Source organism: Nocardioides immobilis (genome assembly GCF_003515065.1).
In the GTDB taxonomy this organism is placed as follows: Bacteria; Actinomycetota; Actinomycetes; order Propionibacteriales; family Nocardioidaceae; genus Nocardioides; species Nocardioides immobilis.
Genome location: NZ_QXGH01000029.1, coordinates 81,406 through 106,650 on the forward strand (window position 1 = coordinate 81,406; position 25,245 = coordinate 106,650).

The window sequence follows — 25,245 nt, forward strand, 5'->3', positions numbered from 1 at the left end:
GATAAACCGGACCTAGGGTGGGCGGCGTGGACCAGCTCACCACCGACCTCGACCAGCTCCGGTTGGCCTCGCTGACCTGGGGCCCCACTGCCGACCCCGCCGCGCCGCTCGCGGTGCTGCTGCACGGCTTCCCCGACACCGCCCACACCTGGCGCCACCTCGGCCCGGCACTGGCCGACGCCGGCTACCGGGTGGTCGCGCCGTTCACGCGTGGCTACGGACCGAGCGGCCTGCCCGCCGACGGCAGCTACCACGTCCCCGCCCTCATGAGCGACGTGCTCGAGCTGCACGCCGCGCTGGAGGGGGACGCGCGCGCCGTACTCATCGGGCACGACTGGGGCGCCATCGTCGCCAACGGCCTCGCGGCGACCGAGGCCAGCCCGTTCCGCCGGGTGGTCTCGCTGGCGGTGCCGCCGTTCCCGGCGATGAACCCGAGCCGCGGCGACGTCGCACGCTGGGCCGGCGCCCTGGCCCGGCAGGCGACGATGAGCTGGTACATCGGCTTCAACCAGCTCCCCGGACTCCCCGAGCGCAGCTTCGACAAGCTGGTCGCCCACCTGTGGCGTCAATGGTCGCCTGGGTACGACGCCGCGGACGATCTCGCGCGGCTCGCCGCCTCGTTGCCGACGACGGAGCGCAAGGCAGCGGCGGTCGGCTACTACCGCGCCAACTCCCGCCCGTGGCAGCTGCCGAGCCGCTACCGGCACCTCGGGTCCGCGTGGGCGGTGGGCTCGCCCCGGGTGCCGCTGCTCTACCTCCACGGTGAGGACGACGGCTGCCTGGATGCGCGGTGGGCTAGCCGGGTGAGCGGGAAGCTCCGCCAGGGCGGGCGCAGCGCCCTCATCACCGGCGCCGGCCACTTCCTCCAGCTCGAGCGACCCGACGTCGTGAACGCCCGCATCCTCGAGTTCCTGAGCGAGGAGGCACCGTGACCCACACCTGGGACCCCGACCGCTACCTGACGTACGCCGACGAGCGCGGCCGGCCGTTCGTCGACCTGATCACCCGGATCGACGCCACCGAGCCGAGGACCGTGGTCGACCTCGGCTGCGGTCCGGGCAACCTGACCGCGCTGCTGGCCGCGCGCTGGCCGGAGGCCGCGGTCACCGGCGTCGACAGCAGTGCCGAGATGGTCGCGAAGGCGCAGGGGAGCGCGGCGGCGGCGACCGTGGCGTTCGAGATCGGGGACGTCCGCGAGTGGGTCCCGACGGGATCCGCCGGCGGAGGGACCGTCGACGTCCTCGTCTCCAACGCCACCCTTCAGTGGCTGCCCGACCACCTCGAGCTGCTACCGCGGTTGGTCGCGCTGGTCCGCCCGGGCGGCTGGTTCGCGTTCCAGGTGCCCGGCAACTTCGACGAGCCGAGCCACACCATCCGCGCCGAGCTCGCCGCTGAGCCGCCCTACGCACCGCACGTGGCGGGCGCCGCCGTACCGTCCTCGCACGACGCGGCCACCTACCTCCGCGCCCTCCAGGACCTCGGGTGCGAGGTGGACGCGTGGGAGACGACGTACCTCCACGTGCTCCACGGCGCGGACCCCGTCTTCACCTGGGTGTCCGGCACCGGCGCCCGCCCGACCCTGCAGGCGCTGCCCGACGACCTGCGCCCCTCCTTCGAGGCCGAGTTCAAGCGGCGACTGCGCGAGGCCTACCCGGACGACGGGCGCGGCGCCGTACTCCCGTTCCGGCGCATCTTCGTCGTCGCCCGGGTCTCATGAGGCTCCACCACGTGCAGGTCGCCTGCCCGCCCGGCGGCGAGGACGCCGCCCGCCGGTTCTACGCGGAAGGCCTGGGCATGGCCGAGGCCGAGAAGCCCACCGCGCTGGCGACGCGCGGCGGCGCCTGGTTCCGCTGGTACGACGACGCGGGCGCCGTCACGGCCGAGATCCACATCGGCGTCGAGACCCCCTTCGCGCCGGCACGCAAGGCCCATCCTGCGCTGCTGTTGCCGACCGTCGCCGACCTCGAGGCCGTCGCGGCGCGCCTCGCGACCCTCGGCTTCGCGGTCGACTGGCGCGAACGGATGACGTTCCCCGGCCACCAGCGCTTCCACACGTACGACGGCGCCGGCAACCGGGTCGAGGTGATGGCGGCGACCTGAGCGCGCGCGATTCTGAGCCCCGGTCCGGCCGAACCACGGTTCATCGGCCGGTCCGGGGATGCGTCTTGAAGGAGCCGGCGTTCGCTGTCGCGGTCATAGGCGTTGGAGCCGCCTGTGTTCGTTCGACGATCGTCTCTTGCTGACGTTAGCGACGGGACGTGTCCGGCACAACTCGAAAGCGTCGGAATCGTGCCAGATTCGGTAACTGTGGCCCGCTAATCCCCCGGCGATCCGTTCTTTAGCGACGGAATCCGTTGCGAGCAAGGCTTGGCGCGGCGGATCTCGTGTCGGGCGTCCCTCCGGTGGCCGAGTGGCGCCGCTCACGCGCATCCGGGGTTGTGGCCGATTGTTACTCGCGAGTAATCTGACGGGCATGAGCCAGGTACACAGCCTCTGGAAGACCGCCTCCGGACTGCCCGTCGTCGGTGGTGTCGTGGGCAAGCGGGCGTTCTCGATCGCGTTCAGCCAGAAGGCGCCGTACTTCGCCTCGATCCACCCGCGGTTCACCATCATCGAGCCCAACCACGTCGAGCTCGTGATCCCGAAGCGCCGCAGCGTCCAGAACCACATCGGCACCGTGCACGCCATCGCGCTGTGCAACGGTCTCGAGGCGGCGATGGGAGCGCTGGCCGAGGTCACCATCCCCAAGGACAAGCGCTGGATCCCCAAGGGGATGGAGGTCGCCTACACCGCCAAGGCCACCAGCGACATCACCTGCGTCGCCGAGACCGACCAGGTCCAGTGGGACACCGCCGACGGCGACCTCGCGGTCCGGGTCAAGGGCGTGCGTGACGACGGCACCGTCGTCATCGAGGGCGAGATCCGGCTCTGGGTCACTCCCAAGAGCAAGTAGTCGTTACTTCGGCGCCGCGGCGGTCGGGTCGCCTTCGCCGACCATCGCCACCTCGAGCACCTTCTTCTCGCCGACGAACTTCTTCTGCACCCAGGTCGCGATGGCGGTGAGGATCAGGTTGAGCACGATGTAGATCATCGCGATCACGAACACCGTCGGGAGCTGGTTCTGCCCGAAGTCGGGGTTGTTGTAGATCAGCCGGGCCACGAACGTCAGGCCGGGAGCGAGTACGGCGTACCCGAGGGCGGTGTCCTTGAGGGCCACCACGCACTGGCTGATCAGCGCGGGCAGCATGATCTTCACCGCCTGCGGCAGCTGGATCGCCAGCATCACCTGGGTCTTGCGCATGCCGACGGCGTACGCCGCCTCGACCTGCCCGTGCGGGACGGCGTTGACGCCGGCCCGGAAGATCTCGGCGAGGACGGCGCCGTTGTAGAGCATGAGGGCGATGACGACGGCCCAGTACCGGTGGCTCAGCTGGGAGAGGTCGAGGTACGCCCCGATGAAGATCATGCTCAACAGGACGGGGACCGCCCGCCAGAACTCGACGACCGCCCAGCACGGCCAGCGCACCAAGCCGTGATCGGAGAGCTTGCCGATGCCGAAGAGCACACCGAACCCGACGGCGAGGAGGATGGCCGAGAACGCCATCTTGACGGTTTCCAGCACACCGTCGACCAGGATGGTCTCGATGTAGACGGGGCTGACGAACGGCTCCCACTTCTCGTACTCGAACTGGCCGTTCTGCTCGAGCCGGACCACTGCGTACCCGAGAGCCCCGAGCAGCACGACTGAGGTGATCACCGTGTAGAGCCGGTGGCGCACCACCGAGCGGGGGCCGGGCGCATCGAAGAGAACGCTGCCGCTCATGCCACTCTCACCCGCCGCTCGAGCCGGTGCGCGGCGAACGAGATGATCTCGACGAGGACCACGAAGATCGCCGCGAACGCGATGAAGATCGGGATCCGCGCGGTGGCGTCGATGTTGATGAGACCACGCATCCGGACGAACGCCTCCGCGACCCCGAGTGCGCCTGCGACAGTCGTGTTCTTGATCAGCGCGATCTGCACGTTGGCAAGCGGAGGGATCGACGCGCGGAACGCCTGAGGCAGCACCACGTGGCGCATCACGCCGCCGAACGGCATGCCGACAGCCCGGGCGGCCTCGGCCTGCCCGAGCGGTACGGCGTTGATCCCGGACCGGAGCGCCTCGCACACGAACGCTGCGGTGTACATCGTGAGCCCCACCGTGCATGCCGCGAAGATGTTGTTGAGCCGGATGTCGCCGGCGCCGGTCGGGATCACGACGTCGATGAAGTTGAACTTCAGGTCGATCTTCGGCGCCGCGTACCGGAAGAAGATGATCACGATGACGAGCGGGGTGTTCCTCACCAACGTGACGTAACCCGCGCCTGCCCACCGGAGCACGGGAATCGGGCCCACGCGCATCCCCGCCAGCAGGGTCCCGAGGATCGTCGAGCCTACTCCGGCGATGAGGAAGAGGAGCACCGTGTAGGCGAACGCGAGCGCGATCGCCTCACGGTGCTCCCATACGACGTCCACGTCAGGTCAGGCCTGGCACTCGTCCAGGGCCGGCGGTTCCGGAGCGTCCTCGTCCTCGGTGCCGAGGTGGTACTGGAAGGCCTGCTCCCAGTCGCCGCTGTCGTACGCCTCGGTGATGACGCCGTTGATCCACTCGCACATCTCCGGGGCGTCCGGCGAGTAGCCGATGCCGATCCGCTCCTCCGAGAACTCCGGACCGACCACCTTCACCTCGCCCTCGTACTGCTGGGCGAGGCCGCGAAGGATCGATCCGTCGGTCGACATCGCGGGGACGGTGCCGTTGACGACGTCCTCGGCGCACTGGCCGTAGGTTGCTGCCGGCACGCCGACGGCACCCTCGAGCTCGATGTTCTCCAGCGACGTCGAGCCTTCAGCCGCGCAGACCTCCTCGCCCTCGAGGTCCGCGATGGACTCGACCTCGGAGTCGATCGGAACCAGGACCTGCTGGCCGGTGAGCAGGTAGGGCCCGGCCTGGCCGACCAGCTCCCGGCGCTCGTCGGTGATGGAGTACGACGCGGCGACCAGGTCGACGGTGCCGTCCTCGAGGAACTGCTCACGCTGCTCGGAGACTGCCTCCGTCCAGTTGACTGCGTCGGACTCCGGGTCGATGCAGAGGTCGGCGATGAGCAGCTTCGCCATGTCGATGTCGAAGCCCTCCGGTACCGAGTCGGGCGTGTCCTGCTGACCGAGCCCGGGCTGGTCGACCCGGTTGCCGATCGCGATCTCGCCGGCCTCGGCGAGCTCGGCCATCCGCGAGCCCTCCTCGAACTTGCCGTCGCAGTCCGACTCGGCCTCGACCGTCAGTGGCTCGGCCCCCTCGACGCCCGTGCCGCCGCCGCCGTCGTCGTCCTCTCCGGCCTCCCCGCACGCCACCAGCGAACCGGCCAGGAGTACCGCGACCGCGGTCATCCCGAGCTTCATCCTGCGCATATACCTACTCCTTAGTGTTTGAGGATCTTGCCGAGGAAGTCCTTGGCTCGATCGCTCTCGGGGTTGGTGAAGAACGTCTCGGGATCGGCCGTCTCGACGATCGCTCCGTCGGCCATGAACACGACCCGGTTGGCCGCCGTACGGGCGAAGCCCATCTCGTGGGTGACGACGATCATCGTCATCCCGCGCTCGGCGAGGTCGACCATCACGTCGAGCACCTCCTTGATCATCTCCGGGTCCAGGGCCGAGGTGGGCTCGTCGAAGAGCATCACCTTCGGGTCCATCGCCAGCGCCCGGGCGATCGCGACCCGCTGCTGCTGGCCCCCGGAGAGCTGTGCCGGGTACTTCCCCGCCTGGTGCCCGACCCCCACCCGGTCGAGCAGCTCCTTGCCGCGCTTGTCCGCCTCGGCCTTCGACTTCTTGCGGACCTTGATCGGCCCGAGGGTGACGTTCTCCAGGACCGTCTTGTGGGCGAAGAGGTTGAAGCTCTGGAAGACCATCCCGACGTCGGCCCGCAGCCGCGCGAGCGCCTTGCCCTCCTGGGGGAGGGGCTGGCCGTCGAGGAAGATGTCGCCCTCGTCGATGGTCTCGAGCCGGTTGATCGCGCGGCACAGCGTCGACTTGCCGGCACCGGAAGGCCCGATCACCACGACCACCTCGCCGCGCGCGACGTCGAGCTCGATGTCCTTGAGCACGTGCAAGTTGCCGTAGTGCTTCTGCACCCCGGTCAGTCGCACCAGTGGCTGCCCGGTGCCGCCCGGGGCCGCCGCGGATTCCTCCTGCACCGTCATGTCAGGGGACGCTAGCCCCGCGTAGACCGTTCGGCTAGACCACCGCGCCGGGCGCGACCAATCTGTGACCCTGGCGTCGACCGCTCACAGGTCCCGCACGTAGCGGTGGCACGGTACGGCGATGGGCCCGTCCGGCCCGTCCGCCTGGTAGTCGAAAGCCCCGTCGTCGTACCAGCCGCTCCGCTCGTAGAACCGGCGCGCCCGGGTGTTGCCGGACGCGACGGCGAGCCACACCCTCCGGTGCCCGCTGGCGGCGACCTGCCGCTCGACCTCGGCGAGCAGGACCGCGGCGACGCCGGACCCGCGGGCGGCGCGGTCGACGTACACCTGCTCGGCCTCGTCGTCGACGACCACGACGAACCCGACGACGTCGCCGTCGACCGTCGCCACGGTCGTGTGCGGCAGCCGCTCCAGCGCGCGGTGGTCGAACGAGGCGGCGGTGCGGGCCTCGACCAGCGCCGCAGGTGTGTGGCCGAGGTGGCCGTCGCGCCAGCCCTCGCACCAGATCCGGGAGATCTCGGCAGCGTCCGCGGTCGTGGCCGGGCGGAGCTCTGCGGGCTCCGGGGTGCTCATGGGCAGAGAGGGTACGTCGCGCGGGTCACGACCGGAGCACGGCGCGGACCCGGCTCGGGAGCGGGTCGCAGTGAGCGAGGTTGTCGGGCTCGTGGGCGATCTGCGGTGCGAGCAGCTTGAGGAGCCGGTCGTGGGCCCATCGGGAGTAGAGGCCGATCGTGACCTGGTCCGACTGGGACCCGCCGCTCCCGTTGCCCCAGTCGTCCGAGCCGAGCCACGCGGCGTACTGGGTCGTGCCGGCGCCGTCGACCCAGGTCGCGGTCATCTCCTTGTCGTGGGTGTAGGCGTAGGGGCGGCTCCTATGCCCGGTCCGCCAGCAACCGTCCTCGAGACGAGCACCGGCCTCGCGCAGGGTGCGGACGACGGAGGCGTCGACGTCGGGGCCCACGACCACGGTCAGCCGGGCGCCCGCCTGGACCATCCTGGCGAGCTTGCGGGCCAGCCAGGCGCCGCGGAACCCCTGCCAGGAGTACATCGAGATGGTCATCCGGGTGCCAGGGCGGGCAGGGATGGAGCGGAGCCGTTCCAGGACGGGGTCGTTCGCCCTCGTGATCGGCAGCGACGGCATGAAGTAGGCGTCCCATCCGGCCCCGGCGGCCCGTCGTTGCGGGTTGCCGGGCGGCTTGCGGTCCCTGGCCGACTGCTGGAAGACGTTCTGGACCTTGTCGTACAGCCTGGGCAGCGCCACCGTCACCATCGCGGAGTAGGCGCGGGCGTCGGCCGCATCGCTGTTGTTGTAGGAGCCGATCATCGTGACCTTGCGGGTGCGACCGACTCTCGAGAATTGCCAGACCTTCGCATGCATCGTCGTGTTGCCGTCTCTGCCGCGGGCGGAGTTCTTGGTCCACACCACCCACGACCCACGGCGTCCGCGCGCCCGGCCCTGCCTGATCAGCTCGGTGAGCTTCACGCCCCCCGAGGACACCCCGGCGAGGGGCTTGCCGGTCGGTCCGCCGTAGAAGATCGCGCGGATGTCGACCCCACGCTGGTACGCATCCTTCAGCGCCGGCCAGGTGATCGACGACGCCATGTAGAACGACATGATCGAGATCGTCGCGCCGCGCGGCGTGTGCCTGATGAAGGTGCGCAGCTGCCGGGCCACCTGACCCCGGTTGTGGGTCGGGTCGTTCATCGACATCGCCCGGGTGACCCGGAAGGCGGCCTCCGCCCTCGGCAGGTCGCGCGAGCCGGGCGAATCGCTGGCGGCCGGAGGCAGCGCCGTGCTCCCGAGCACGACGAGCAGTGTCACGACCGCCGAGGCCACGCGGATCACAGTCGGGAGACTACGGCGCCGTACCCTTGAGCGGTCATGAACGCCAGCAGAACTTATGAGGTCCGCACCTACGGGTGCCAGATGAACGTCCACGACTCCGAGCGCCTGTCCGGGCTGCTGGAGGGCGCGGGCTTCACCGCGTTCGACGCCGCGGGAGCGGCGGCGGGCGAGACGGCCGACGTCGTCGTGTTCAACACGTGCGCGGTGCGCGAGAACGCTGACAACAAGCTCTACGGCAACCTCTCGCACCTGGCGCCGATCAAGGCCGCCAACCCGCGGATGCAGATCGCGGTCGGTGGTTGCCTCGCGCAGAAGGACCGCTCGACGATCACCGCCAAGGCGCCGTACGTCGACGTCGTGTTCGGCACGCACAACATCGGCTCGCTGCCGGTGCTGCTCGAGCGGGCGCGGGTGCAGGAGGAGGCGCAGGTCGAGATCCTCGAGTCGCTCGAGGTCTTCCCGTCGACGCTGCCGACGAAGCGGGAGTCGGCGTACGCCGCCTGGGTGTCGGTGTCGGTCGGCTGCAACAACACCTGCACGTTCTGCATCGTCCCCAGCCTGCGCGGCAAGGAGAAGGACCGCCGGCCGGGGGAGATCCTCGCCGAGATCGAGGCGCTGGTCGCCGAGGGTGTCTCCGAGGTGACGCTGCTGGGACAGAACGTGAACTCCTACGGCGTCGAGTTCGGCGACCGGCAGGCGTTCTCCAAGCTGCTGCGCGCGTGCGGTGAGATCGAGGGGCTCGAGCGGGTGCGGTTCACGAGCCCGCACCCGGCGGAGTTCACCGACGACGTCATCGAGGCGATGGCAGAGACGCCGAACGTGATGCCGCAGCTGCACATGCCGCTCCAGTCGGGCTCCGACCGGATCCTGAAGGCGATGCGTCGCTCCTACCGGCAGTCGAAGTACCTCGGCATCATCGAGCGGGTCCGCGCCGCCATGCCCGAGGCCGCGATCACCACCGACATCATCATCGGCTTCCCCGGCGAGACCGACGAGGACTTCCAGGCCACCCTCGACGTGGTGCGGCAGGCGCGGTTCTCCGGGGCGTTCACGTTCCGGTACTCCAAGCGGCCCGGCACCCCCGCCGCTGAGCTCGAGGACCAGGTGCCGCGCGAGGTCGTGACCGATCGCTACAACCGGCTCGTCGAGCTCGTCAACGAGATCGCCTGGGACGAGAACAAGCGGCTCGTCGGCCGCGAGGTCGAGCTGATGGTCGCCGAGGGCGAGGGCCGCAAGGACGCCGCCACGCACCGGCTCTCCGGACGTGGCCGGGACAACCGGCTCGTGCACTTCGAGGCTGACTTCAGCCAGGTTGAGAGCGAGCCGAGGCCGGGCGATCTCGTCACCATCGGCATCACGTACGCCGCACCGCACCACCTGGTCGCCGACGGACCCGTGCGCGCGCTGCGTCGTACCCGATCGGGCGATGCGTGGGCCCTTCGCCAGGGAACGTCCGCCGAGCCTGTCGAGGCGACGGTCGGCCTCGGCATGCCGTCCGTCGGCGTACCTGCCCCACTGCCCGACGCCCCTGCTTGCGGCTGACCCCTGTCGGCTGTGGATCAAGCCGCTGGCCGCCGCGGATGCTGGCAGCCTTGGGGGTGTGTCCCCGTTCGTCCGACCTGATGCGGCAGATCTCGATGAGATGCTCGCCGACGGTGCCGTCGCGCTGCTGAAGAAGCGGAACGTATCCGTCGTCAATGCCAGTGCGCTTGCTCGATGGATCGGCATGAGCCGACAGGCCCTCAACGAGCGTCTCTGGGACCCGGACGGGGCGCGGCGACGGGTGATCGCGCTGACGGTCGGGGCTTTCGCCGATCGCTGGATCGCATGGGTCCGGCCGGGCTTGCTCGACGACCTTCCGCTGCCCAGCCTGCCGAGGACGGAGGACGAGGTGCACGGCGTCCGGGTGTGGATGGCGCTTTCCGAGCTTGCCCGCGGCGACCTGGTGGCCGGCATCCCCGATGCTGCTGCGCGCATCCACGCCACCCGGCGACAGGAGCGCGAGGTTCTTCGCCACCGGCTCTGGGATTGGCTGGGCACCCCGCCCGATGACGATGACGTGCTCGAGCTCTGCGCGCTGACAGACGGACTCCGCAGCGCCCTGGCAGCCCCCATTCCCGACCTGACTCCCGAGGACGCGGACCGGGTGCTCCGCAGCCGTGTCGAAGCCCTCCGCTCGGGCGCCCGGACCACCGACACCACCGACCCCAGCCCTCCGCCTGCGTGACGTCATGCAGGGTGACCCGGTGGTTGCCCTGCTTGACGTCATGCAGGGTGACGCGGTGGTTGCCCTGCTTGACGTCACGCGGGTAGCACCAGTGGGCCGGGCCGTGCGCCTACGATCGGCGGATGCCTGCGGACGTACCGACGATCCTGGCCACCTCCGGTGGCGCCGTGCCCGCCGACCGGACCCGCTGGTCGGTCGGACCGCTGACGAAGCACGCCATCGAGCTGTCGGGGGTGTCCGGGCGGGCGCCGCGGGTGTGCTTCCTCGGCACCGCGTACGGCGACAATCCCCAGCTGATCCGCGACTTCTACGACATGGCGCAGGAGGCCGGCCTGCACGGCACGCACCTGCGGCTCTTCACGATGCCGAACGTCGACGACATGCGGGACCTGCTGCTCGGTCAGGACGTGATCTGGGTCTGGGGCGGCAGCGTCGCGGGCCTGTTGGCGATGTGGAGACTGCACGGGGTCGACGACCTGATGCGCGAGGCGTGGGAGGCGGGCGTCGTGCTGACGGGGGTCTCGGCCGGCTCGATCTGCTGGCACGTCGGCGGCACGACCGACTCGTTCGGCCCGGAGCTGCGGCCGATCACCAACGGGTTGGGGCTGGTGCCGTTCTCCAACGGCGTGCACTACGACTCCGAGGAGCAGCGCCGACCGCTCTTCCAGTCCCTGGTCGCCGACGGCACGCTGCCGACCGGCTACGCGACCGACGACGGCGTGGGCGTCCTCTACCGCGGCACCGAGTTCGTCGAGGCGCTGACCGAGAAGGACGGGAAGGCGGCCTACCTCGTCGAGCGCGGGCCGGACGGCGCGGTCGAGACCCGGCTCGACACCCGGCTGCTGCGCTGATGGACCCCTTCTCCGCCGCCGGCGCCTCGATCGCGCCGCTCGAGGGCGGCTGGTCCGGCGAGACGTTCGTCGCCGAGGCGGGCGGGGAGCGGACCGTCGTACGGATCTATGCCGATCCGCGCCACTCGCAACATGCCGCCGAGATCGCCGCCTCCCTGCTCCGGCTGCTGCGGGGGCTGCTGCCGGTGCCGCAGGTCCGAGAGGTACGACGAGCCGACCCCGCTGCGGGCACCCCCGCGCTCCTCGTGACCGAGTGGCTCCCCGGGGTCCGGGGAGACCTGCTGCTGCCGACGCTCGACGGGGCCGGGCTCCGTCGCGCGGGGGCTGCGGTGGGGGAGGTGGCGGCCGTGCTCGCCGGGATGCCGACCTTGCGCGGCGGGCTGTTCGCCGACGGCGACCTGACCATCGAGCCGTTCGACAGCGGCCTGGCGGACTGGGTCGAGCGGCACCGCGACGACCTGGTGCGGATGGACTGGCACAGCGGCGAGATCGACGACCTGGTCGGGATCGCCGAGCGCGCCCAGGCGCGGCTCGACACGGTCGGCCGCACCAGCCTCGTGCACGCCGACCTGAACCCGAAGAACCTGCTGCTCGATCCCGAGACGCTGACGGTGACCGGGGTGCTCGACTGGGAGTTCACGCACAGCGGCCACCCGTTCACCGACCTCGGCAACGTGGCGCGCTTCGACCGCGAGCCGCCCTACCTCGAGGGCGTGCTCGGCGCCTGGGAGGACCGTCACGGCACCGCCGCCGACGAGGCGCTCGACCTCGCCCGGGCGGCCGACCTGCTGGCCCTCGTCGACCTCGCGGCGCGCAGTGGGACGAACCCGGTCGCGACCCGGGCCGAGGCCAACCTGCGCGCGATCGTCGACACCCGCGACTGGCACGCCGTACCAGGGCAAGAATGAAGCCGCCCCGCCCGAGCGACCCCCCGATCAGCTCGGACGGGACGGCGGTCTCTCTCCCCGCCGACCTCACCGAGCGAGCCCCCCAGGCTCGCTCGGTGAGGCGGTTTCCCGCTCCCTGTATGTGGTTGGTGGCTACACCGCCGAAAGGTGCGACCGGCCGCGACTGAGCGGCCCCGAGACTCGCTCGGCCGGGCCGGCCGCCCCTTCAGTCCCCCGACCGTCGACGCCGGCCCGAGCGGCCCCCCAGCTCTGCTCGGCCGACGTCGACGGGGCTTCGTGCACGTCACGCTCCAGGAGCAGGCGTGAGGTGCGGGCCATGCGCAGCATCAGCGATGCCGACGGCGTGACCGTGCCGGAGATGTACGTGGACAGGCGCGAGGGCGAGGTGCCCACCCATTGCGCGAACTGCCGCTGGGTCACGCCGCTGGACGAGACGAGCCGGCGTACCTCCTCAGCGACCTGTTCGCGCTCGCGCTCCTTGTTCTGCTCGCGGCAGATCTCGGTGACCTGCTCGACGACCGTGGCGACCCCCGGACGGGAGGCCTCCGTCGCGAGCTCGACGAGGTGACGCGAGTACGGCGACCAGGGGCTGGCCGCGATCATGGCGAGGTGGTGGCGCCACTCGAGGACGCTCCCACCGTCGACGACGCCGAGCAGCTCCGCCTGGGTGCGGATCACCGGGAGGTACTGGTCGGGGTTCAGGCCCTCGAGCAGCAGGGCCACCGCCGACGCGATGCTCGCGTCGACGGACGCTGCCGGCGACGCCGCCACCATCCGGCGCACCGCGATCGTCGTGATCGGGTAGGTGAGATCGGGCTCCACGAATCGTGCCGACCGGTGCTGGACCGCGGCGACCCGCTCGGCGCCGAGCAGACAGGTCAGCTCCTCGAGCGTGACGAAGTCGGCGTTGTCGCCGAACGCGGCGATCCCGACCAGGTTGGCGAGAACCGCGCAGTTCAGCGCCGCCTTGGGGTTCCTGCGGTGCCGGTCGAGAAGGTTCAGGAATCGGTTCCACTCGCGGAGGTCGGCCTCGGCGACGCGGTCGCCGCGGTCGAGGACCGCGGCCACCATGCGGTGGAACTCGGCGGTGTGGCCGTTGGCCCGAGCAGCGGCGGCGAAGGAGGCGAGCACCTGGGCGACGTCAGGAGCGGGGGTGTCCGCGGCCGCGTCGAAGGGCGGCGTGGGGCGCTGTCCACCCCGGGTGCGGGCGCGGTAGTCGGCAAGAGAGGTCGGTCGAGCGGCGGCGGCCGCGGGCGTGCGGTTCGTCCTCTTCGTCATCGATTCCGTCCTCTTGCCGGTGTGGGCGGCTCCCATGGCCTCCGCGTTCACCAACCAAGACGGGACGGGCTCGCGAACATCACGCGATTTTGAGAATTAGTCCAAGAATCTTTTTTGGCGGCATGATGTTGCTGTTTCCCGTTCGTTGGACGGGAGGTGCATCGGGGGGTGCGCTCGGGTTCCCCCCGGCAACGACCGAGGCAGACCCATGACCGATCTCCCTCCCCGCACCGGGGACGACGCGGACGACGCGCTCCTGCTCGAGCGCGCCCGCGCGGGAGACAGCGACGCGTTCGGTGAGCTCTACAAGCGCGAGATCGACCCGGCGACCCGCCTGGCCCGGATCCTCGTCGGTGACAACGGGGCCGACGAGCTGGTCGCCGAGTCCTTCGCGAAGGTGCTCGCCCAGCTGCAGGCGGGGCGGGGCCCGACCGACGACTTCCGCGCCTACCTGCAGGTCACGATCCGTAACGGGTTCCGCGACGGCCTACGCGGCACCAAGGAGTCGCCGTCGTCCGACCAGCCGTGGCTCCTCGACGACGTACTCCCTCCGGTGGAAGAGCTCGTCGAGGACCTCGACCGCGACGTCGCCGTGACCGCGCTCGCGACGCTGCCGAGGTCGTGGCAGCAGGTCCTCTGGCACCTCGAGGTCGAGGGCCGCAAGCCGGCCGAGGTCGCCGGCCTCCTCGACATGGACGCCGGCGCGGTCTCGTCGCTGGCCTACCGGGCCCGCGAGGGCCTCAAGCGCGCCTACCTCGACCAGCACTTCCAACCGGCCGCGGGTGGCCAGTGCGGCTGGACGCAGACCCGGATGAGCCAGTACGTCCGGGGCGACCTCAGCCCGCGCGCCCAGCAGAAGGTCGCCGACCACCTCGACGACTGCAGCGCCTGCGGCGTGGCGTTCGTCGCGGTCGACCGGGTCAACCAGAAGCTCGCGGCCTGGCTGTTCCCCGTCGTCCTCTGGGGCATCGCCGGCGCCAACAAGGGCGGCCTGCTCTGGTTCGCGGGAGCGGCCGGAGCCGGGGGAGCCGGTGCAGCCGGTACGACGCCCGGTGGATCGCCCGGCGGGTCAGGACCCAACCCGCTCGTGGTCGGCGCGGTCGCCACAGCCGTGGCCTGCGGCCTCGCCGGTGGCGTGGCGTTCGCGGTGGTGGCGGCCAAGGACGAGCCGCGCGACAACACCACCGCCGAGTCTCCTGTCGCAGACGACGCGAACCAGGATCCGCCTCCGGCCGACCAGCCTCCGGCGAACGAGCCACCGGCCAACGAGCCACCCGCCGCCACGTCGACCGACGAGCCGGACGCCTTCGAGCCGCCGGCGGCCGCCCCGACCTCCACCACCCCGACGTCGGAGCCGACCCAGCCGTCCTCGGAGCCGACCCAGCCATCCTCGGAGCCGACCCAGCCATCCTCGGAGCCGACCGAGCCGACCGAGCCCACCGAGCCCACCGAACCGCCGGACCCGGTCGAGGTCGTGCCGGAGGCGCCGGTCGAGGTCGACATCTCCGCCTGCGGCACCGACGGCTCCCTCGACCTCCCCGAGACCGAGGGCGTCAGCTACGACCGGACGGCCGGCAGCGGGACCGAGGGGCCGTGGGAGGTCGAGGCGTCCACAGACGAGGGCTACGTGATCGCCGACGGCGCCACGACCCACTTCGCAGGCGACCTCGGCGCCTACTACCCGTGCGTCACGCTCACGGACGTCGACGAACAACGCAACGGGCCGCCCCTGATCACCCCCTGGGAGTTCCGGGTCACGCTGGATGTCCAGGGAACGCGGCCGGCGACGGTCGACGTCGTCTTCGACTTCACCCAGCCGGTGTTCCTCTTCGGCCAGTCCCAGACGGGCTGGGCCTGCGACGGCGCACTCAACCCACTCGTCCTCCTCGGCGGTCCGGTGACCTGCACGTTCGACTACACCGGCGTGCAGCCTCCCGCGGTCGAGGTCGATGCGCGCGCCCTGGTTCCGAACATCAACAAGAGCCCTCCGGGCACGGTCACCGTCAGGTCGAACGGCCAAGTCGTCGACCAGGGAGCGTTCTAGAACCCGAAGCTCGTCAGTGGCGGTACCCGTCCCGACCGCAGCGCATCGAGCACGAACCGCTCGTGCGGCACCACCGGGTCCGGGAGCGCGTCGAGCGGGAACCAGCGCAGGTCGGCGCACTTGGCGGGTTCGACGATCCGTGGCTCGCCGCTCCAGGTGCGGGCGGCGAAGAAGAAGTCGACCCGCTCGTCGATGGGCAGGTCGTGCGCCGTACGTTGCATCGCCGTCAGGAACTCCAGCCCGAGGTCGGTGACGTCGACCTCCTCGGCCGCCTCACGCCGCGCGGCCGCCTCCGCGGTCTCGCCCCGCTCCACGTGGCCGGCGGCAGCAGCCGCCCAGTGCTCGTCCATGTACCCGGTGCCGCGCCGCAATTGGAGCAGCACCTCGGTGACCGCGTCGTCGTACTCCCGCAGGAAGAAGACGTACGACGCCGGGACGATCACGAAGCGCTCGGCGCCCGTGGCCGGGTCCTGAACGGTCACCTGAGGTGCTGCCTGGGTGGTGGTCAGTTGATGTCGTCGTCCTGGCCGTCGAGGCCGTCGAGCGCGTCCTTCGCCTTGTCGGCGCCCATGTCGATCTTGTCGCCGAACTTGCCGCCGGTCTTGTCGTCCACCAGGTCGGCGGCCTTGTCGAGGCCGTCGGCGATCTTGTCGCCCTGGCTGTCGACCGCGTCGGTCAGCTTGTCCTTCGCGCTGTCGAAGAAGCCCACGAGAAACCCCCTGTGTTGATCGATCGGCCCGCTCGCCGGGCCGCGTCCGGCCCACCCTAGCCCGCCTTGGCAGACTGCCACCATGGCCTCAGACAGTCCCCGATCGACGACTCCGATCGTCGCGATCGTGGGGCCGACCGCTGCCGGCAAGACCAGCCTGTCGCTCGACCTGGCCGAACGTCTCGGTGGCGAGATCGTCAACACCGACGCCATGCAGCTCTACCGCGGCATGGACATCGGTACGGCGAAGCTGCCCGTCGCCGAGCGGCGCGGCATCCCGCACCACCTGCTCGACCTGCTCACCGTTCGCGACCCGGCGACCGTGGCGGAGTTCCAGGGCTGGGCCCGCAGGGTGATCGCCGATCTGCGGGACGAGGGCAAGCCGCCGGTGCTGGTCGGCGGGTCCGCGCTCTACACCCGCGCGGTGCTGGACCGGTTCGAGTTCCCGGGCACCGATCCCGCGCTCCGCGCGACGTGGGAGGCCGAGCTCGCCGTACGCGGAGCCGCCGACCTGCACGCCCGCCTCGCCGAGCGCGACGCGGAGGCCGCCGCCCGGATCCAGCCGGACAACGGCCGCCGGATCGTCCGCGCGCTCGAGGTCATCGAGCTCACCGGCCGGCCGTTCTCGGCGACCCTCCCGCAGCTGGAGTACGTCGAGCCCGCCACCGTGCAGATCGGCGTCCGGATCGACCGCGAGCTGCTCGAGCAGCGGATCCAGCAGCGGGTCGAGGAGATGTTCGACGCCGGCCTCGTCGACGAAGTGCGCCGGCTGCTGGACGACGGCCTCGCCGAGGGCCGTACGGCGTCGCGGGCGATCGGCTACCAGCAGGTGATCGCCCACCTGGCCGGCGACCTCACCCTCGACGAGGCCCGCGAGCGGACCGTGATCGCCACCCGCCAGTTCGCCCGCCGCCAGCTCGCCTGGTGGAAGAACGACCCCCGGATCACCTGGGTCGAGCACGACGCTCCCGATCGGGTGGACCAGGCGCTGGCGGTGGTCGCGGCAGTGATGTAGTTACATCAGTCGGGCGCTGCGCAAGAACGGTCAGGCGCAGGACCCACCCTCGGGGTGAGACTGTTCGCATGGCCGACACCCCGCGCGACCGACTCCGCGAGCTGCTCGACGCGGTCCTCGACGAGGACAACCGGACGCTGACCGACATGGCGGGTGACGCGTACGCGTCGCCGTACCACTTCAACCGGCTGTTCTCCCGCAGCGCCTACGAGGCACCGGTGGCGATGCGGCGCCGGGTGATGCTCGAGCGGGCGGCGTGGCAGATCCGGCAGGGGACCAGCGTGACCGACGCGGCGTGGGACGCCGGCTACGAGAGCGTCGAGGGGTTCGGCCGCGCGTTCACGAGGGCGTTCGGGCATCCGCCCAGCACGTACGCCGAGAGCCACTGGCTCCCCGCCAACAACGGAATCCACTTCCACCCACCGATGTCGCTGTGGGTGCACACCACGGAGCAGCCGATGAACCCGTTGACCGGACAGCTCGTCGAGCACGACCTCGACGACACCCGCCACCTGCTCGAGGTCGCGAAGGGCCTCCCGGACGAGGAGTACCGCAAGGAGCGCTTCCCTGCCCACACGGTGCTGCGCTGGGACGGTGAGGACTCGTCCATCGTGAACGTCCTCGAGCACCAGGTCTTCACCAAGGAGGTCTGGCTGGCCGCGATCGAGGGCACCGACTTCCCCCAGGAGCAGGCCAACGATCCCGCCACGCTGCTGGAGCGGCACGACGCCGTCGCCGCGCGCTGGCTGGGCTTCGTCCGTGACACGGAGAGCCGCGGTGCGTGGGACGACCGGCTGATCGACGCGCTGTGCGATCCGCCCGAGAGCTTCCAGATGGGCAGCGTGGTCGCGCACGTGTTGTCCTTCGCAGCGCATCGCCGCCAGCTGGTACGGCAGATGCTGCGCGGCGCCGACGTCGAGATCGACGACGGCGATCCCATCAACTGGCTGCGCGCCCGACGGGGCGAGGACGGAGGAGCCGGCGCATGACGAAGCTGACCTACTACACGGCGACCACGCTCGACGGCTACATCGCCGATCCCGACGACTCGCTCGAGTGGCTCTTCCGGCAGGATCAGGACGAGAAGGGCCCGCTCAACTACGACGACTTCATCAAGGACATCGGCGCGATCGTGATGGGCGCGACGACGTACGAGTGGGTCCGCGCCCACGAACCCGACCAGTGGTTCTACTCGATGCCGTCGTGGGTGATGACGCACCGCGACCTCAAGCCGCCGGTCATCGAGGGGGTCGACCCCGACGTGCGGTTCGCGTCCGGCAGCGTGCGCGAGGTGTACGACGACATGGCGGCTGCCGCGGGTGGCAAGGACCTGTGGGTGGTCGGTGGGGGAGACCTGGTCGGCCAGTTCGCCGACGAGGGCCTGCTCGACGAGGTGATCACCTACATCGCGCCCGTCACGCTCGGAGCCGGTCGCCCGATCCTGCCGCGCCGACTGGACCTGGAGCTGCTCGAGGCGACGCAGAACAAGGCGTTCATCGCGGCCCGCTACCGGTACGTCGGGCCGCTGAAGGAGGACCAGCCCCCCGCCGCTGGTTGAGGTGCGAGGCGCGCCCTCGACATCCCACACCAGCGGGGGCATGGTGAGACCACGGTTCCGACTCTCGGGAGGTCCCCATGCCCCGTCCGACCGCGCTCGTCGCGTCGTGCGCCCTCGCCCTCGCCCTGCTCGGCACGTCCACCGGCCTCGACGGTGCCGGCGCTGCGCCGCAGCCCTCGGCCGACCGGTCCGGTGCTCCGCCCGAGACACCGCCCAAGACACCGACCGCGGTCGGTCGCGGCGGTGCGGTCAGCTCGGTCGACCCCTACGCGTCGCGGATCGGTCGCCGCGTGCTCGCGCGCGGCGGCAACGCTGTCGACGCCGCGGTCGCGATGGCGGCGGCACTCGGCGTTACCGAGCCCTACAGTGCGGGGATCGGCGGAGGCGGCTACTTCGTCTTCTACAACGCGAACAACGGCAGGGTGACCACCATCGACGGCCGCGAGACCGCGCCCGCGGCGATGCAGCCCGATGCGTTCATCGACCCCGACACCGGCGAGCCGTACCCGTTCTCCCCGGACCTGGTCACCAGCGGCGTCTCCGTCGGTGTGCCCGGGACGCCGGCGACCTGGGCGCGGGCGCTCAACCGCTGGGGCTCTCTGTCGCTGCGGTCGGCACTGCGGCCGGCCGCCCGGCTGGCCCGCGATGGCTTCGTCGTCGACGAGACCTTCCGCCTGCAGACCAAGGAGAACGCCGCCCGGTTCCGCACGTTCGAGCCGACGTTCGACCTGTTCCTGAACGACGGACTGCCGGTGGTCGGCAGCCGCTTCCGCAACCCCGACCTTGCCCGCACCTACGAGCGGCTCGGGAACCGTGGCACGGACTGGTTCTACGAAGGTCGGCTCGGTGCGCAGATCGCGGCGACGGTCCAGGAGCCGCCGTTGAGCGGCCGGACCGACCTGCCGGCCCCGCCGGGAAGCATGACGAGGGCCGACCTCGCCACCTACGAAGCGCTCCTGCAGGCGCCGACCCGGATCGGCTACCGCGGCTACGACGTGTTCGGGATGGCGCCGTCGTCGTCGGGCGGCACCACGGTGGGGGAGTCGCTCAACATCCTCGAGCAGTTCGACCTCGGTGCGATGCAGCGGCGGGACGTGCTGCACCACTACCTCGAGGCGACGGCGCTCGCGTTCGCTGATCGCGGCGAGTACGTCGGCGACCCGGCGTACGTCGACGTGCCGACCGAGCAGCTGCTCGACGACACCTTCGCCCGGGAGCGCGCCTGCCTGATCGACCCCGACACCGCAGCCACCAAGCCGGTCATGCCCGGCGACGTGTCGTCGTACGACGGCGTGTGCGGCGCTGCCGGCGACGGTGCCGCCGACTCCGACACCGAGGGCCGCTCGACGACGCACCTCACGACCGCCGATCGCTGGGGCAACGTCGTCGCCTACACGCTGACGATCGAGCAGACCGGCGGCTCGGGGATCGTGGTCCCCGACCGCGGGTTCATCCTCAACAACGAGCTCACCGACTTCTCGACGGTCTACGACGAGGAGGACCCCAACCGGATCCAGCCCGGCAAGCGGCCGCGCAGCTCGATGTCGCCGACGATCGTGCTGCGTGACGGGAGGCCGGTGCTCGCGCTCGGCTCGCCCGGTGGGTCGACCATCATCACCACCGTCCTCCAGGTGCTCGTCAACCGGCTGGACCTCGGCATGACCCTGCCGGGCGCAGTCGCGGCGCCGCGCGCCTCCCAGCGCAACACGACCGCGGTGACCGCCGAGCAGGCCTTCATCGACAGGTGGGCTGGTGTGCTCGGGGACTACGGTCACCAGTTCGCCGTCGCGGGTCCGCCCGGCACCAGCCGCGCGGAGATCGGGGCGGTCGCCGCGATCGGGCTCGGGCCGCGCCTGAGGATGACGGCCGTCGCCGAGCCGACGCGGCGGGGTGGTGGGGCGGCGTACGTGGTCCGGCCTACCCTTGACGAGTGAGCGCCCCCGTCTGGACCGAGATCGCTGACGACGCCGCGCTGACGGCGCTGCTGGGTGTGCCCGGCGAGCGGGTGCTCACCAAGGACCGCGCGGCACTGTCCGACGACGACCGCGCCTGGCTCGCGGCGTCGCCGTTCTGCCTGGTCGCCACCTCCGATGCGGCCGGCCGCTGCGACGTGTCGCCCAAGGGCGACCCCGCCGGGTCACTGGTCCATGTCGTCGACGACACCACGGTCGCGATCGCCGAACGGCCGGGCAACCGGCGGGCCGACGGCTACCGCAACATCCTCCAGAACCCCCATGTCGGCCTTGTCTTCGTGATCCCCGGTCGCGGCGACACGCTCCGCATCAACGGCCGGGCCCGCCTGGTGTCCGACGCCCCGTTCTTCGACGCGATGGTCGTCAAGGGGCACCGGCCGGTGCTGGCGCTCGTCGTGGAGATCGAGGAGATCTTCTTCCACTGCTCGAAGGCTTTCCTGCGCTCCCAGCTGTGGCGCCCCGAGACCTGGGAGCCGGAGGCCCTCGTGGAGCGCCGGGCCGTGCTCGCGCACCGCGCCGAGGCGCCCGACGTACCGGTGGAGGCGCTCGACGCCCACTACGGCCCGGCGTACGAGGAGAAGCTCTATGGATGAGTACCCCTTCCTCAAGGGCCACGGCACCGAGAACGACTTCGTCCTCCTGCCCGACCACGACGGCACCGTCCACGGCGACCTCAGCCCCGAGCGGGTGCGGGCGCTGTGCGACCGACGGGCCGGGATCGGCGGCGACGGCGTGCTGCGAGTGGTCTCGACGACCTCGATCTACTACCGGCAGCTGGTCGAGCCGGTCGAGACCGAGGCCGAGTGGTTCATGGACTACCGCAACTCCGACGGGTCGCTGTCGGAGATGTGCGGCAACGGGATCCGCGTCTTCGGTCGTCACCTTGCCCTGGGGGGTCTGGTCGACCCCACCGGCCCGGTGCCGGTCGGCACCCGGGACGGCATCAAGGTCCTCTCCTTCGCCGGCGGTCGTGCCGACGGCGAGATCACCGTCGACATGGGCACTCCCAAGGTGCTGGAGGAGACCGAGGTGTCGGTCGGCGACCGCACCTGGCCGGCGCTGCACGTCGACATGGGCAACCCGCACGCGGTCGCGTTCGTCGACGACCTCGCCGACGCCGGCCACCTGCTCGACCCGCCCGTGCACGACGAGGCGGTCTATCCCCACGGCGTCAACGTGGAGTTCGTCGTACGACGCGCGCCGGCCCATGTTGCGATGCGCGTCCACGAGCGCGGCTCCGGCGAGACCCGCTCGTGCGGCACCGGCGCCTGCGCGGTGATGGTCGCCGCCGCCCTCGCCGACGCCGCTCCGCGCGACACCGACTACCGGGTCGACCTCCCCGGCGGGACCCTCCGGATCAGCTGGACCGCCGACGACCGGATCCTGATGACCGGCCCGGCCGTGGTCGTCGCCGCCGGCACGACCTCGCTCTGATCCGTCGTCTCTGACTGTGACACCGATGGTGTCACGGTCGGCGGCGCACCCCTATGCTCGCCCCCATGGAACTCACCGGATCATCCGCGATCGTCACCGGCGGCGCATCAGGCATCGGGGCCGCGTGCGCGCGCCAGCTCGCCGCCCGCGGCGCGACCGTCGTCGTCGCCGACCTCCAGGCCGACAAGGGTGAGGCCCTTGCCGAGGAGATCAAGGGCGTCTTCGCCCAGGTCGACGTCACCAACACCGAGCAGATCGCCGCGGCGGTCAAGGCCGCTGCTGAGATCGCTCCGCTGCGTGCCGTCGTCAACTCGGCGGGCATCGGCTGGGCCCAGCGCACCATCGGCCGTGACGGCACCGTCGAGTCGGCGCACTCGCTCGAGGCCTTCCAGAAGGTCATCGCGATCAACCTGGTCGGCACCTTCGACATGGTCCGCCAGGCCGCCACCGCGATGAGCCTCAACGACCCCGACGAGGACGGCTGCCGCGGCGCCATCGTCAACATGGCGAGCGTGGCGGCCTTCGACGGCCAGATCGGCCAGGCGTCGTACTCCGCCTCCAAGGGCGGCGTCGTCGGCATGACCCTCCCGGTCGCGCGCGACCTGTCGGCGGCTGGCATCCGCCTCAACACGGTCGCCCCCGGCCTGATCGACACGCCGATCTACGGCGAGGGCCCCGACTCGGACGCGTTCAAGGCCAACCTGGGCCAGAACGTGCTCTTCCCCAAGCGTCTCGGCAGCGGCGACGAGCTCGCCTCGATGGTGATGGAGTGCCTCACCAACTCCTACATGAACGGCGAGGTCGTCCGCGTCGACGGCGGCATCCGGATGCCTCCCAAGTAACGCGGCAGTTTCCCGGCGCGCAGGAGGAATCAGCGCGACCATGGGCGGAAGATGTCGCGCGCAGGACGGTTTCTCGTGGTCACCGCGGCCTGGGCGATGCCGGTCGCCTGGATCGCGGTCGCACTGCTGTCCGGACCGTCCGACGGCACCGCTGTCTCGTCGAGCTCGATCGACGAGGACCAGCGGTGGGGCACGGGAGTCCGGGTGCTGCGTGCGTACGGCGACACGCCGCTGATCGAGGGCGACACCGTCCTCCGGATCGACGGTCGCACCGTCGAGGACTGGCTGTCGGACGGCGGCTCCGGGAGCTGGTCGGACGGCGACGCGCCGCTGTACGAGATCCGGCGCCCGGCGGCCGAGATCGACCACGAGATCGACATCGAGGTGCCGCTCACCCGGTACCCGATCGGCGACGCGATCCTCGCGAACCTCTCCACCGTGTCGCTTGCACCACTGCTGCTGGGCTTCGCCTCGTTCGCCTTCTGGCGTCGGCCCGGGTCGGCCGCTTCCCGCTCCTTCCTCGCGGGCGCGGCGCTGATGTCCGGCGGGCTGACGTCCTGGCCCCTCGGTCTCGGTGCCATCGACCTCGCCGGTGCCCGCGGAGTCTGGCCGCAGCTCGTGGGCGAGGGGGCCTTCGCGCTGGGGCTGGGCGCATTGCTGCTCTCCGCCGTCGCCCTCGGCACGCCGCCGGGATGGCTCCGTCACCGGCCGTGGGTCGTCCCGGCCGTGGTCGCGCTGCCGTACGGCGGCTACCTCGTCTGGGTCCTGACCGTCGTGAACCGCGCCGACGACCAACCGGACCGACTGCAGGACCTCGTCACGGTGGCCGTCCCTGCGTTGGCCGCTGCCCTGCCGGCGATGCTGCTGGTCCTGGTCGTGACCTATCTCCGGGCGCAGGACACCGTGGACCGGCTCGCTCTCAGGCTGCTGCTCCTGGCGGTCGTCGGCGGGCTGGCGGCCCGCGTCCTGCTCGTGGACCTGCCGGCGGGTCTCGGCGACGCCGCGCTGGTGCCGTGGGAGATCCTCGGTCCCCCGCTGGTCGGGGCCGTGCTGTGCAGCGTGGTGGTCGCGATGCTGCGCTTCCGGCTCGAGGAGATCGAGCCGACGGTACGGCGCGCGCTGGTGCAGGCGTTGCTCGCGACGCTGGTCGGCAGCGTGTTCGTGGCGGTCGCTGGCGCAGTCAACCTCGCCTCGGACACGTCCTTCGACGCGATGGTGGCCGGGGGAGTAGTGGCGCTGCTCCTGCTCCCCGTGGCGGTCGGGTTGCAGCGGGCGGTCCGGCGGCTGGTCTACGGCGACCGTGCCTTCCCCGGCAGGGTGGTCTCCGAGCTGCGACGGCTCGACCCGCTGACGGCGCCGGAGGAGGCGCTCGAGGAGACGCTCCGCGTGCTCGCTCGCCGGTTGCAGCTCAGCTACGCATCGATCGAGGTCTTCGGTGAGGGCGGGCTCGACCAGATCGAGGCGTCGATCGGCGAGAAGCGCGGCCGTACGACCGACATCGACCTGGTCGCCGGTGGCGCGACGCTGGGCCGGATGCGGCTCCAGGTCGCCGTCGGTCGTGACCCCTTCGGGCCCGGCGACCGGCGCCTCCTCGCGGACGTGGGGAGCCAGGTCGGGGCGCTGGTGCAGGCAGTGGCGATCAACCGGGAGCTCCAGCGCTCCCGACAGCGGATCGTGAGCGCGCGGGAGGAGGAGCGTCGCCGGGTGCGCCGCGACCTCCACGACGGGCTCGGGCCATCGCTGGCGACGCTCGCGATGGGTCTCGACTCTGCCCGCGACCTGCTCGACGAGGACCCCGCGAAGGCCGCCGTCCTGCTCGGTCAGCTCTCCGACCAGACCCGGGCTGAGATCACTGAGGTACGCCGGGTGATCGACGGCCTGCGTCCTCCGGCCCTCGACCAGCTCGGCCTCGTCACCGCGCTCCGGCAGCGCGCCGACCAGCACAACCTGGCGGGCGACACGACCGCGCGCGACGGGCTCGCTTGGTCCGTCGAGGCGGACGACGACCTGGAGCCGCTTCCCGCGGCGGTCGAGGTCGCGGCGTACCGGATCGTGCTCGAGGCGGTTGCCAACGCGGTCCGGCACAGCGAGGCGGGGAGCTGCGCCGTGTCCCTTCGTCGCGACGGCGATGCACTCCGGATCGAGGTCCGCGACTCCGGGGTCGGAATGCCAGCGGACCCAGCCCCCGGTGTCGGCCTGACCTCGATGCGCGAGCGCACCGAGGAGCTGGGCGGCACCTGCACCGTCTCGTCGGCCCCCGGCGGCACGGTGGTCACCGTGCGGCTTCCCTTGGGGGCGCCGTCGCAGGAGAGCACGAGGTAGGC

General features: G+C 71.2%; 26 protein-coding genes. 17 read left to right on the forward strand and 9 right to left on the reverse strand.

Annotation, left to right across the window (positions count from 1 at the left end):
* Nucleotides 1-26 precede the first annotated feature (26 nt).
* The 4 genes from D0Z08_RS22800 to D0Z08_RS22815 all read left to right on the forward strand — a co-directional run bounded on the left by D0Z08_RS22800 (nt 27) and on the right by D0Z08_RS22815 (nt 2,953).
* Nucleotides 27-932: an alpha/beta fold hydrolase gene (locus tag D0Z08_RS22800; RefSeq protein ID WP_118927621.1), complete on the forward strand. Its 906-nt coding sequence runs from the start codon at nt 27-29 to the stop codon at nt 930-932.
* Complete coding sequence (locus D0Z08_RS22805) at nt 929-1,717, forward strand: methyltransferase domain-containing protein (RefSeq protein WP_118927575.1); 789 nt, start codon at nt 929-931, stop codon at nt 1,715-1,717. Before D0Z08_RS22800 ends, D0Z08_RS22805 begins: the two co-directional genes overlap by 4 nt.
* Nucleotides 1,714-2,100 carry a VOC family protein gene (locus tag D0Z08_RS22810; protein WP_118927576.1) on the forward strand — a complete coding sequence of 129 codons (387 nt, stop codon included), beginning with the start codon at nt 1,714-1,716 and terminating at the stop codon, nt 2,098-2,100. Before D0Z08_RS22805 ends, D0Z08_RS22810 begins: the two co-directional genes overlap by 4 nt.
* 373 nt (nt 2,101-2,473) lie before the next feature.
* Nucleotides 2,474-2,953, forward strand: coding sequence for a hotdog fold domain-containing protein (locus D0Z08_RS22815; protein ID WP_118927577.1), 480 nt, complete (start codon nt 2,474-2,476; stop codon nt 2,951-2,953).
* A gap of 3 nt (nt 2,954-2,956) precedes the next feature.
* On the opposite strand, the gene D0Z08_RS22820 is transcribed toward D0Z08_RS22815, so the two are convergent.
* The 6 genes from D0Z08_RS22820 to D0Z08_RS22845 all read right to left on the reverse strand — a co-directional run bounded on the left by D0Z08_RS22820 (nt 2,957) and on the right by D0Z08_RS22845 (nt 8,082).
* The gene (locus D0Z08_RS22820; RefSeq protein WP_118927578.1) at nt 2,957-3,823 is read right to left on the reverse strand and encodes an amino acid ABC transporter permease; all 867 of its coding nucleotides are present in this window, start codon (nt 3,821-3,823) and stop codon (nt 2,957-2,959) included.
* Nucleotides 3,820-4,515: an amino acid ABC transporter permease gene (locus tag D0Z08_RS22825; RefSeq protein ID WP_118927579.1), complete on the reverse strand. Its 696-nt coding sequence runs from the start codon at nt 4,513-4,515 to the stop codon at nt 3,820-3,822. The genes D0Z08_RS22820 and D0Z08_RS22825 overlap by 4 nt, the downstream gene beginning before the upstream one ends.
* Nucleotides 4,516-4,521: 6 nt before the next feature.
* Nucleotides 4,522-5,445 (reverse strand): glutamate ABC transporter substrate-binding protein, encoded by a 924-nt coding sequence (locus tag D0Z08_RS22830; protein ID WP_118927580.1) that lies wholly within the window; start codon nt 5,443-5,445, stop codon nt 4,522-4,524.
* 11 nt (nt 5,446-5,456) lie between these two features.
* Entirely contained in the window at nt 5,457-6,185 is a 729-nt protein-coding gene (locus D0Z08_RS22835; RefSeq protein ID WP_220454309.1) for an amino acid ABC transporter ATP-binding protein, read from the reverse strand.
* A gap of 135 nt (nt 6,186-6,320) precedes the next feature.
* Nucleotides 6,321-6,809 (reverse strand): GNAT family N-acetyltransferase, encoded by a 489-nt coding sequence (locus D0Z08_RS22840; RefSeq protein WP_118927582.1) that lies wholly within the window; start codon nt 6,807-6,809, stop codon nt 6,321-6,323.
* Nucleotides 6,810-6,834: 25 nt separating this feature from the next.
* On the reverse strand, nt 6,835-8,082 hold the full coding sequence (locus tag D0Z08_RS22845; RefSeq protein ID WP_118927583.1) for a phospholipase D-like domain-containing protein: 1,248 nt from the start codon (nt 8,080-8,082) through the stop codon (nt 6,835-6,837).
* A 36-nt stretch (nt 8,083-8,118) separates the two neighbouring features.
* Here D0Z08_RS22845 and miaB point away from each other — a divergent pair, with 36 nt between their 5' ends.
* The 4 genes from miaB (at nt 8,119) to D0Z08_RS22865 (ending at nt 12,068) form a co-directional block, all read left to right on the forward strand.
* A complete protein-coding gene (gene miaB / locus D0Z08_RS22850) occupies nt 8,119-9,624 on the forward strand; it encodes a tRNA (N6-isopentenyl adenosine(37)-C2)-methylthiotransferase MiaB (RefSeq protein WP_118927584.1) in 1,506 nt (501 codons plus the stop codon).
* Between the two features lie 58 nt (nt 9,625-9,682).
* Complete coding sequence (locus D0Z08_RS22855; RefSeq protein WP_147381513.1) at nt 9,683-10,309, forward strand: hypothetical protein; 627 nt, start codon at nt 9,683-9,685, stop codon at nt 10,307-10,309.
* Between the two features lie 122 nt (nt 10,310-10,431).
* Nucleotides 10,432-11,160 (forward strand): Type 1 glutamine amidotransferase-like domain-containing protein, encoded by a 729-nt coding sequence (locus D0Z08_RS22860; protein WP_118927586.1) that lies wholly within the window; start codon nt 10,432-10,434, stop codon nt 11,158-11,160.
* On the forward strand, nt 11,160-12,068 hold the full coding sequence (locus D0Z08_RS22865) for a phosphotransferase family protein (RefSeq protein ID WP_118927587.1): 909 nt from the start codon (nt 11,160-11,162) through the stop codon (nt 12,066-12,068). The genes D0Z08_RS22860 and D0Z08_RS22865 overlap by 1 nt, the downstream gene beginning before the upstream one ends.
* A gap of 132 nt (nt 12,069-12,200) precedes the next feature.
* On the opposite strand, the gene D0Z08_RS22870 is transcribed toward D0Z08_RS22865, so the two are convergent.
* Nucleotides 12,201-13,346: a helix-turn-helix domain-containing protein gene (locus tag D0Z08_RS22870; protein WP_118927588.1), complete on the reverse strand. Its 1,146-nt coding sequence runs from the start codon at nt 13,344-13,346 to the stop codon at nt 12,201-12,203.
* A gap of 208 nt (nt 13,347-13,554) precedes the next feature.
* On the opposite strand from D0Z08_RS22870, the gene D0Z08_RS22875 reads away from it, so the two are divergent.
* Nucleotides 13,555-15,390: a sigma-70 family RNA polymerase sigma factor gene (locus D0Z08_RS22875; protein ID WP_118927589.1), complete on the forward strand. Its 1,836-nt coding sequence runs from the start codon at nt 13,555-13,557 to the stop codon at nt 15,388-15,390.
* Here the strand turns inward: D0Z08_RS22875 and D0Z08_RS22880 are convergent.
* Together D0Z08_RS22880 and D0Z08_RS22885 are read right to left on the reverse strand one after the other, a co-directional pair.
* Nucleotides 15,387-15,872, reverse strand: a complete 486-nt coding sequence (locus D0Z08_RS22880; protein ID WP_118927590.1) for an NUDIX domain-containing protein — start codon at nt 15,870-15,872, stop codon at nt 15,387-15,389. The genes D0Z08_RS22875 and D0Z08_RS22880 overlap by 4 nt on opposite strands.
* 23 nt (nt 15,873-15,895) lie before the next feature.
* Nucleotides 15,896-16,099 carry an antitoxin gene (locus tag D0Z08_RS22885; RefSeq protein ID WP_245994325.1) on the reverse strand — a complete coding sequence of 68 codons (204 nt, stop codon included), beginning with the start codon at nt 16,097-16,099 and terminating at the stop codon, nt 15,896-15,898.
* 82 nt (nt 16,100-16,181) lie between these two features.
* On the opposite strand from D0Z08_RS22885, the gene miaA reads away from it, so the two are divergent.
* From miaA to D0Z08_RS22925, 8 genes are all read left to right on the forward strand, one after another.
* Nucleotides 16,182-17,114, forward strand: a complete 933-nt coding sequence (gene miaA, locus D0Z08_RS22890; RefSeq protein ID WP_118927592.1) for a tRNA (adenosine(37)-N6)-dimethylallyltransferase MiaA — start codon at nt 16,182-16,184, stop codon at nt 17,112-17,114.
* Between the two features lie 68 nt (nt 17,115-17,182).
* Nucleotides 17,183-18,103, forward strand: a complete 921-nt coding sequence (locus D0Z08_RS22895) for a helix-turn-helix domain-containing protein (protein WP_118927593.1) — start codon at nt 17,183-17,185, stop codon at nt 18,101-18,103.
* The gene (locus D0Z08_RS22900) at nt 18,100-18,672 is read left to right on the forward strand and encodes a dihydrofolate reductase family protein (protein ID WP_118927594.1); all 573 of its coding nucleotides are present in this window, start codon (nt 18,100-18,102) and stop codon (nt 18,670-18,672) included. Before D0Z08_RS22895 ends, D0Z08_RS22900 begins: the two co-directional genes overlap by 4 nt.
* 77 nt (nt 18,673-18,749) lie before the next feature.
* Entirely contained in the window at nt 18,750-20,606 is a 1,857-nt protein-coding gene (gene ggt / locus D0Z08_RS22905) for a gamma-glutamyltransferase (RefSeq protein ID WP_118927595.1), read from the forward strand.
* A complete protein-coding gene (locus D0Z08_RS22910; RefSeq protein WP_118927596.1) occupies nt 20,603-21,238 on the forward strand; it encodes an MSMEG_1061 family FMN-dependent PPOX-type flavoprotein in 636 nt (211 codons plus the stop codon). The genes ggt and D0Z08_RS22910 overlap by 4 nt, the downstream gene beginning before the upstream one ends.
* The gene (dapF, locus tag D0Z08_RS22915) at nt 21,231-22,079 is read left to right on the forward strand and encodes a diaminopimelate epimerase (RefSeq protein WP_118927597.1); all 849 of its coding nucleotides are present in this window, start codon (nt 21,231-21,233) and stop codon (nt 22,077-22,079) included. Before D0Z08_RS22910 ends, dapF begins: the two co-directional genes overlap by 8 nt.
* A 65-nt stretch (nt 22,080-22,144) precedes the next feature.
* Nucleotides 22,145-22,921 carry an SDR family NAD(P)-dependent oxidoreductase gene (locus D0Z08_RS22920; RefSeq protein WP_118927622.1) on the forward strand — a complete coding sequence of 259 codons (777 nt, stop codon included), beginning with the start codon at nt 22,145-22,147 and terminating at the stop codon, nt 22,919-22,921.
* A 51-nt stretch (nt 22,922-22,972) separates the two neighbouring features.
* Nucleotides 22,973-25,243: a sensor histidine kinase gene (locus D0Z08_RS22925; RefSeq protein ID WP_147381514.1), complete on the forward strand. Its 2,271-nt coding sequence runs from the start codon at nt 22,973-22,975 to the stop codon at nt 25,241-25,243.
* The last annotated feature ends 2 nt before the right edge of the window (nt 25,244-25,245 follow it).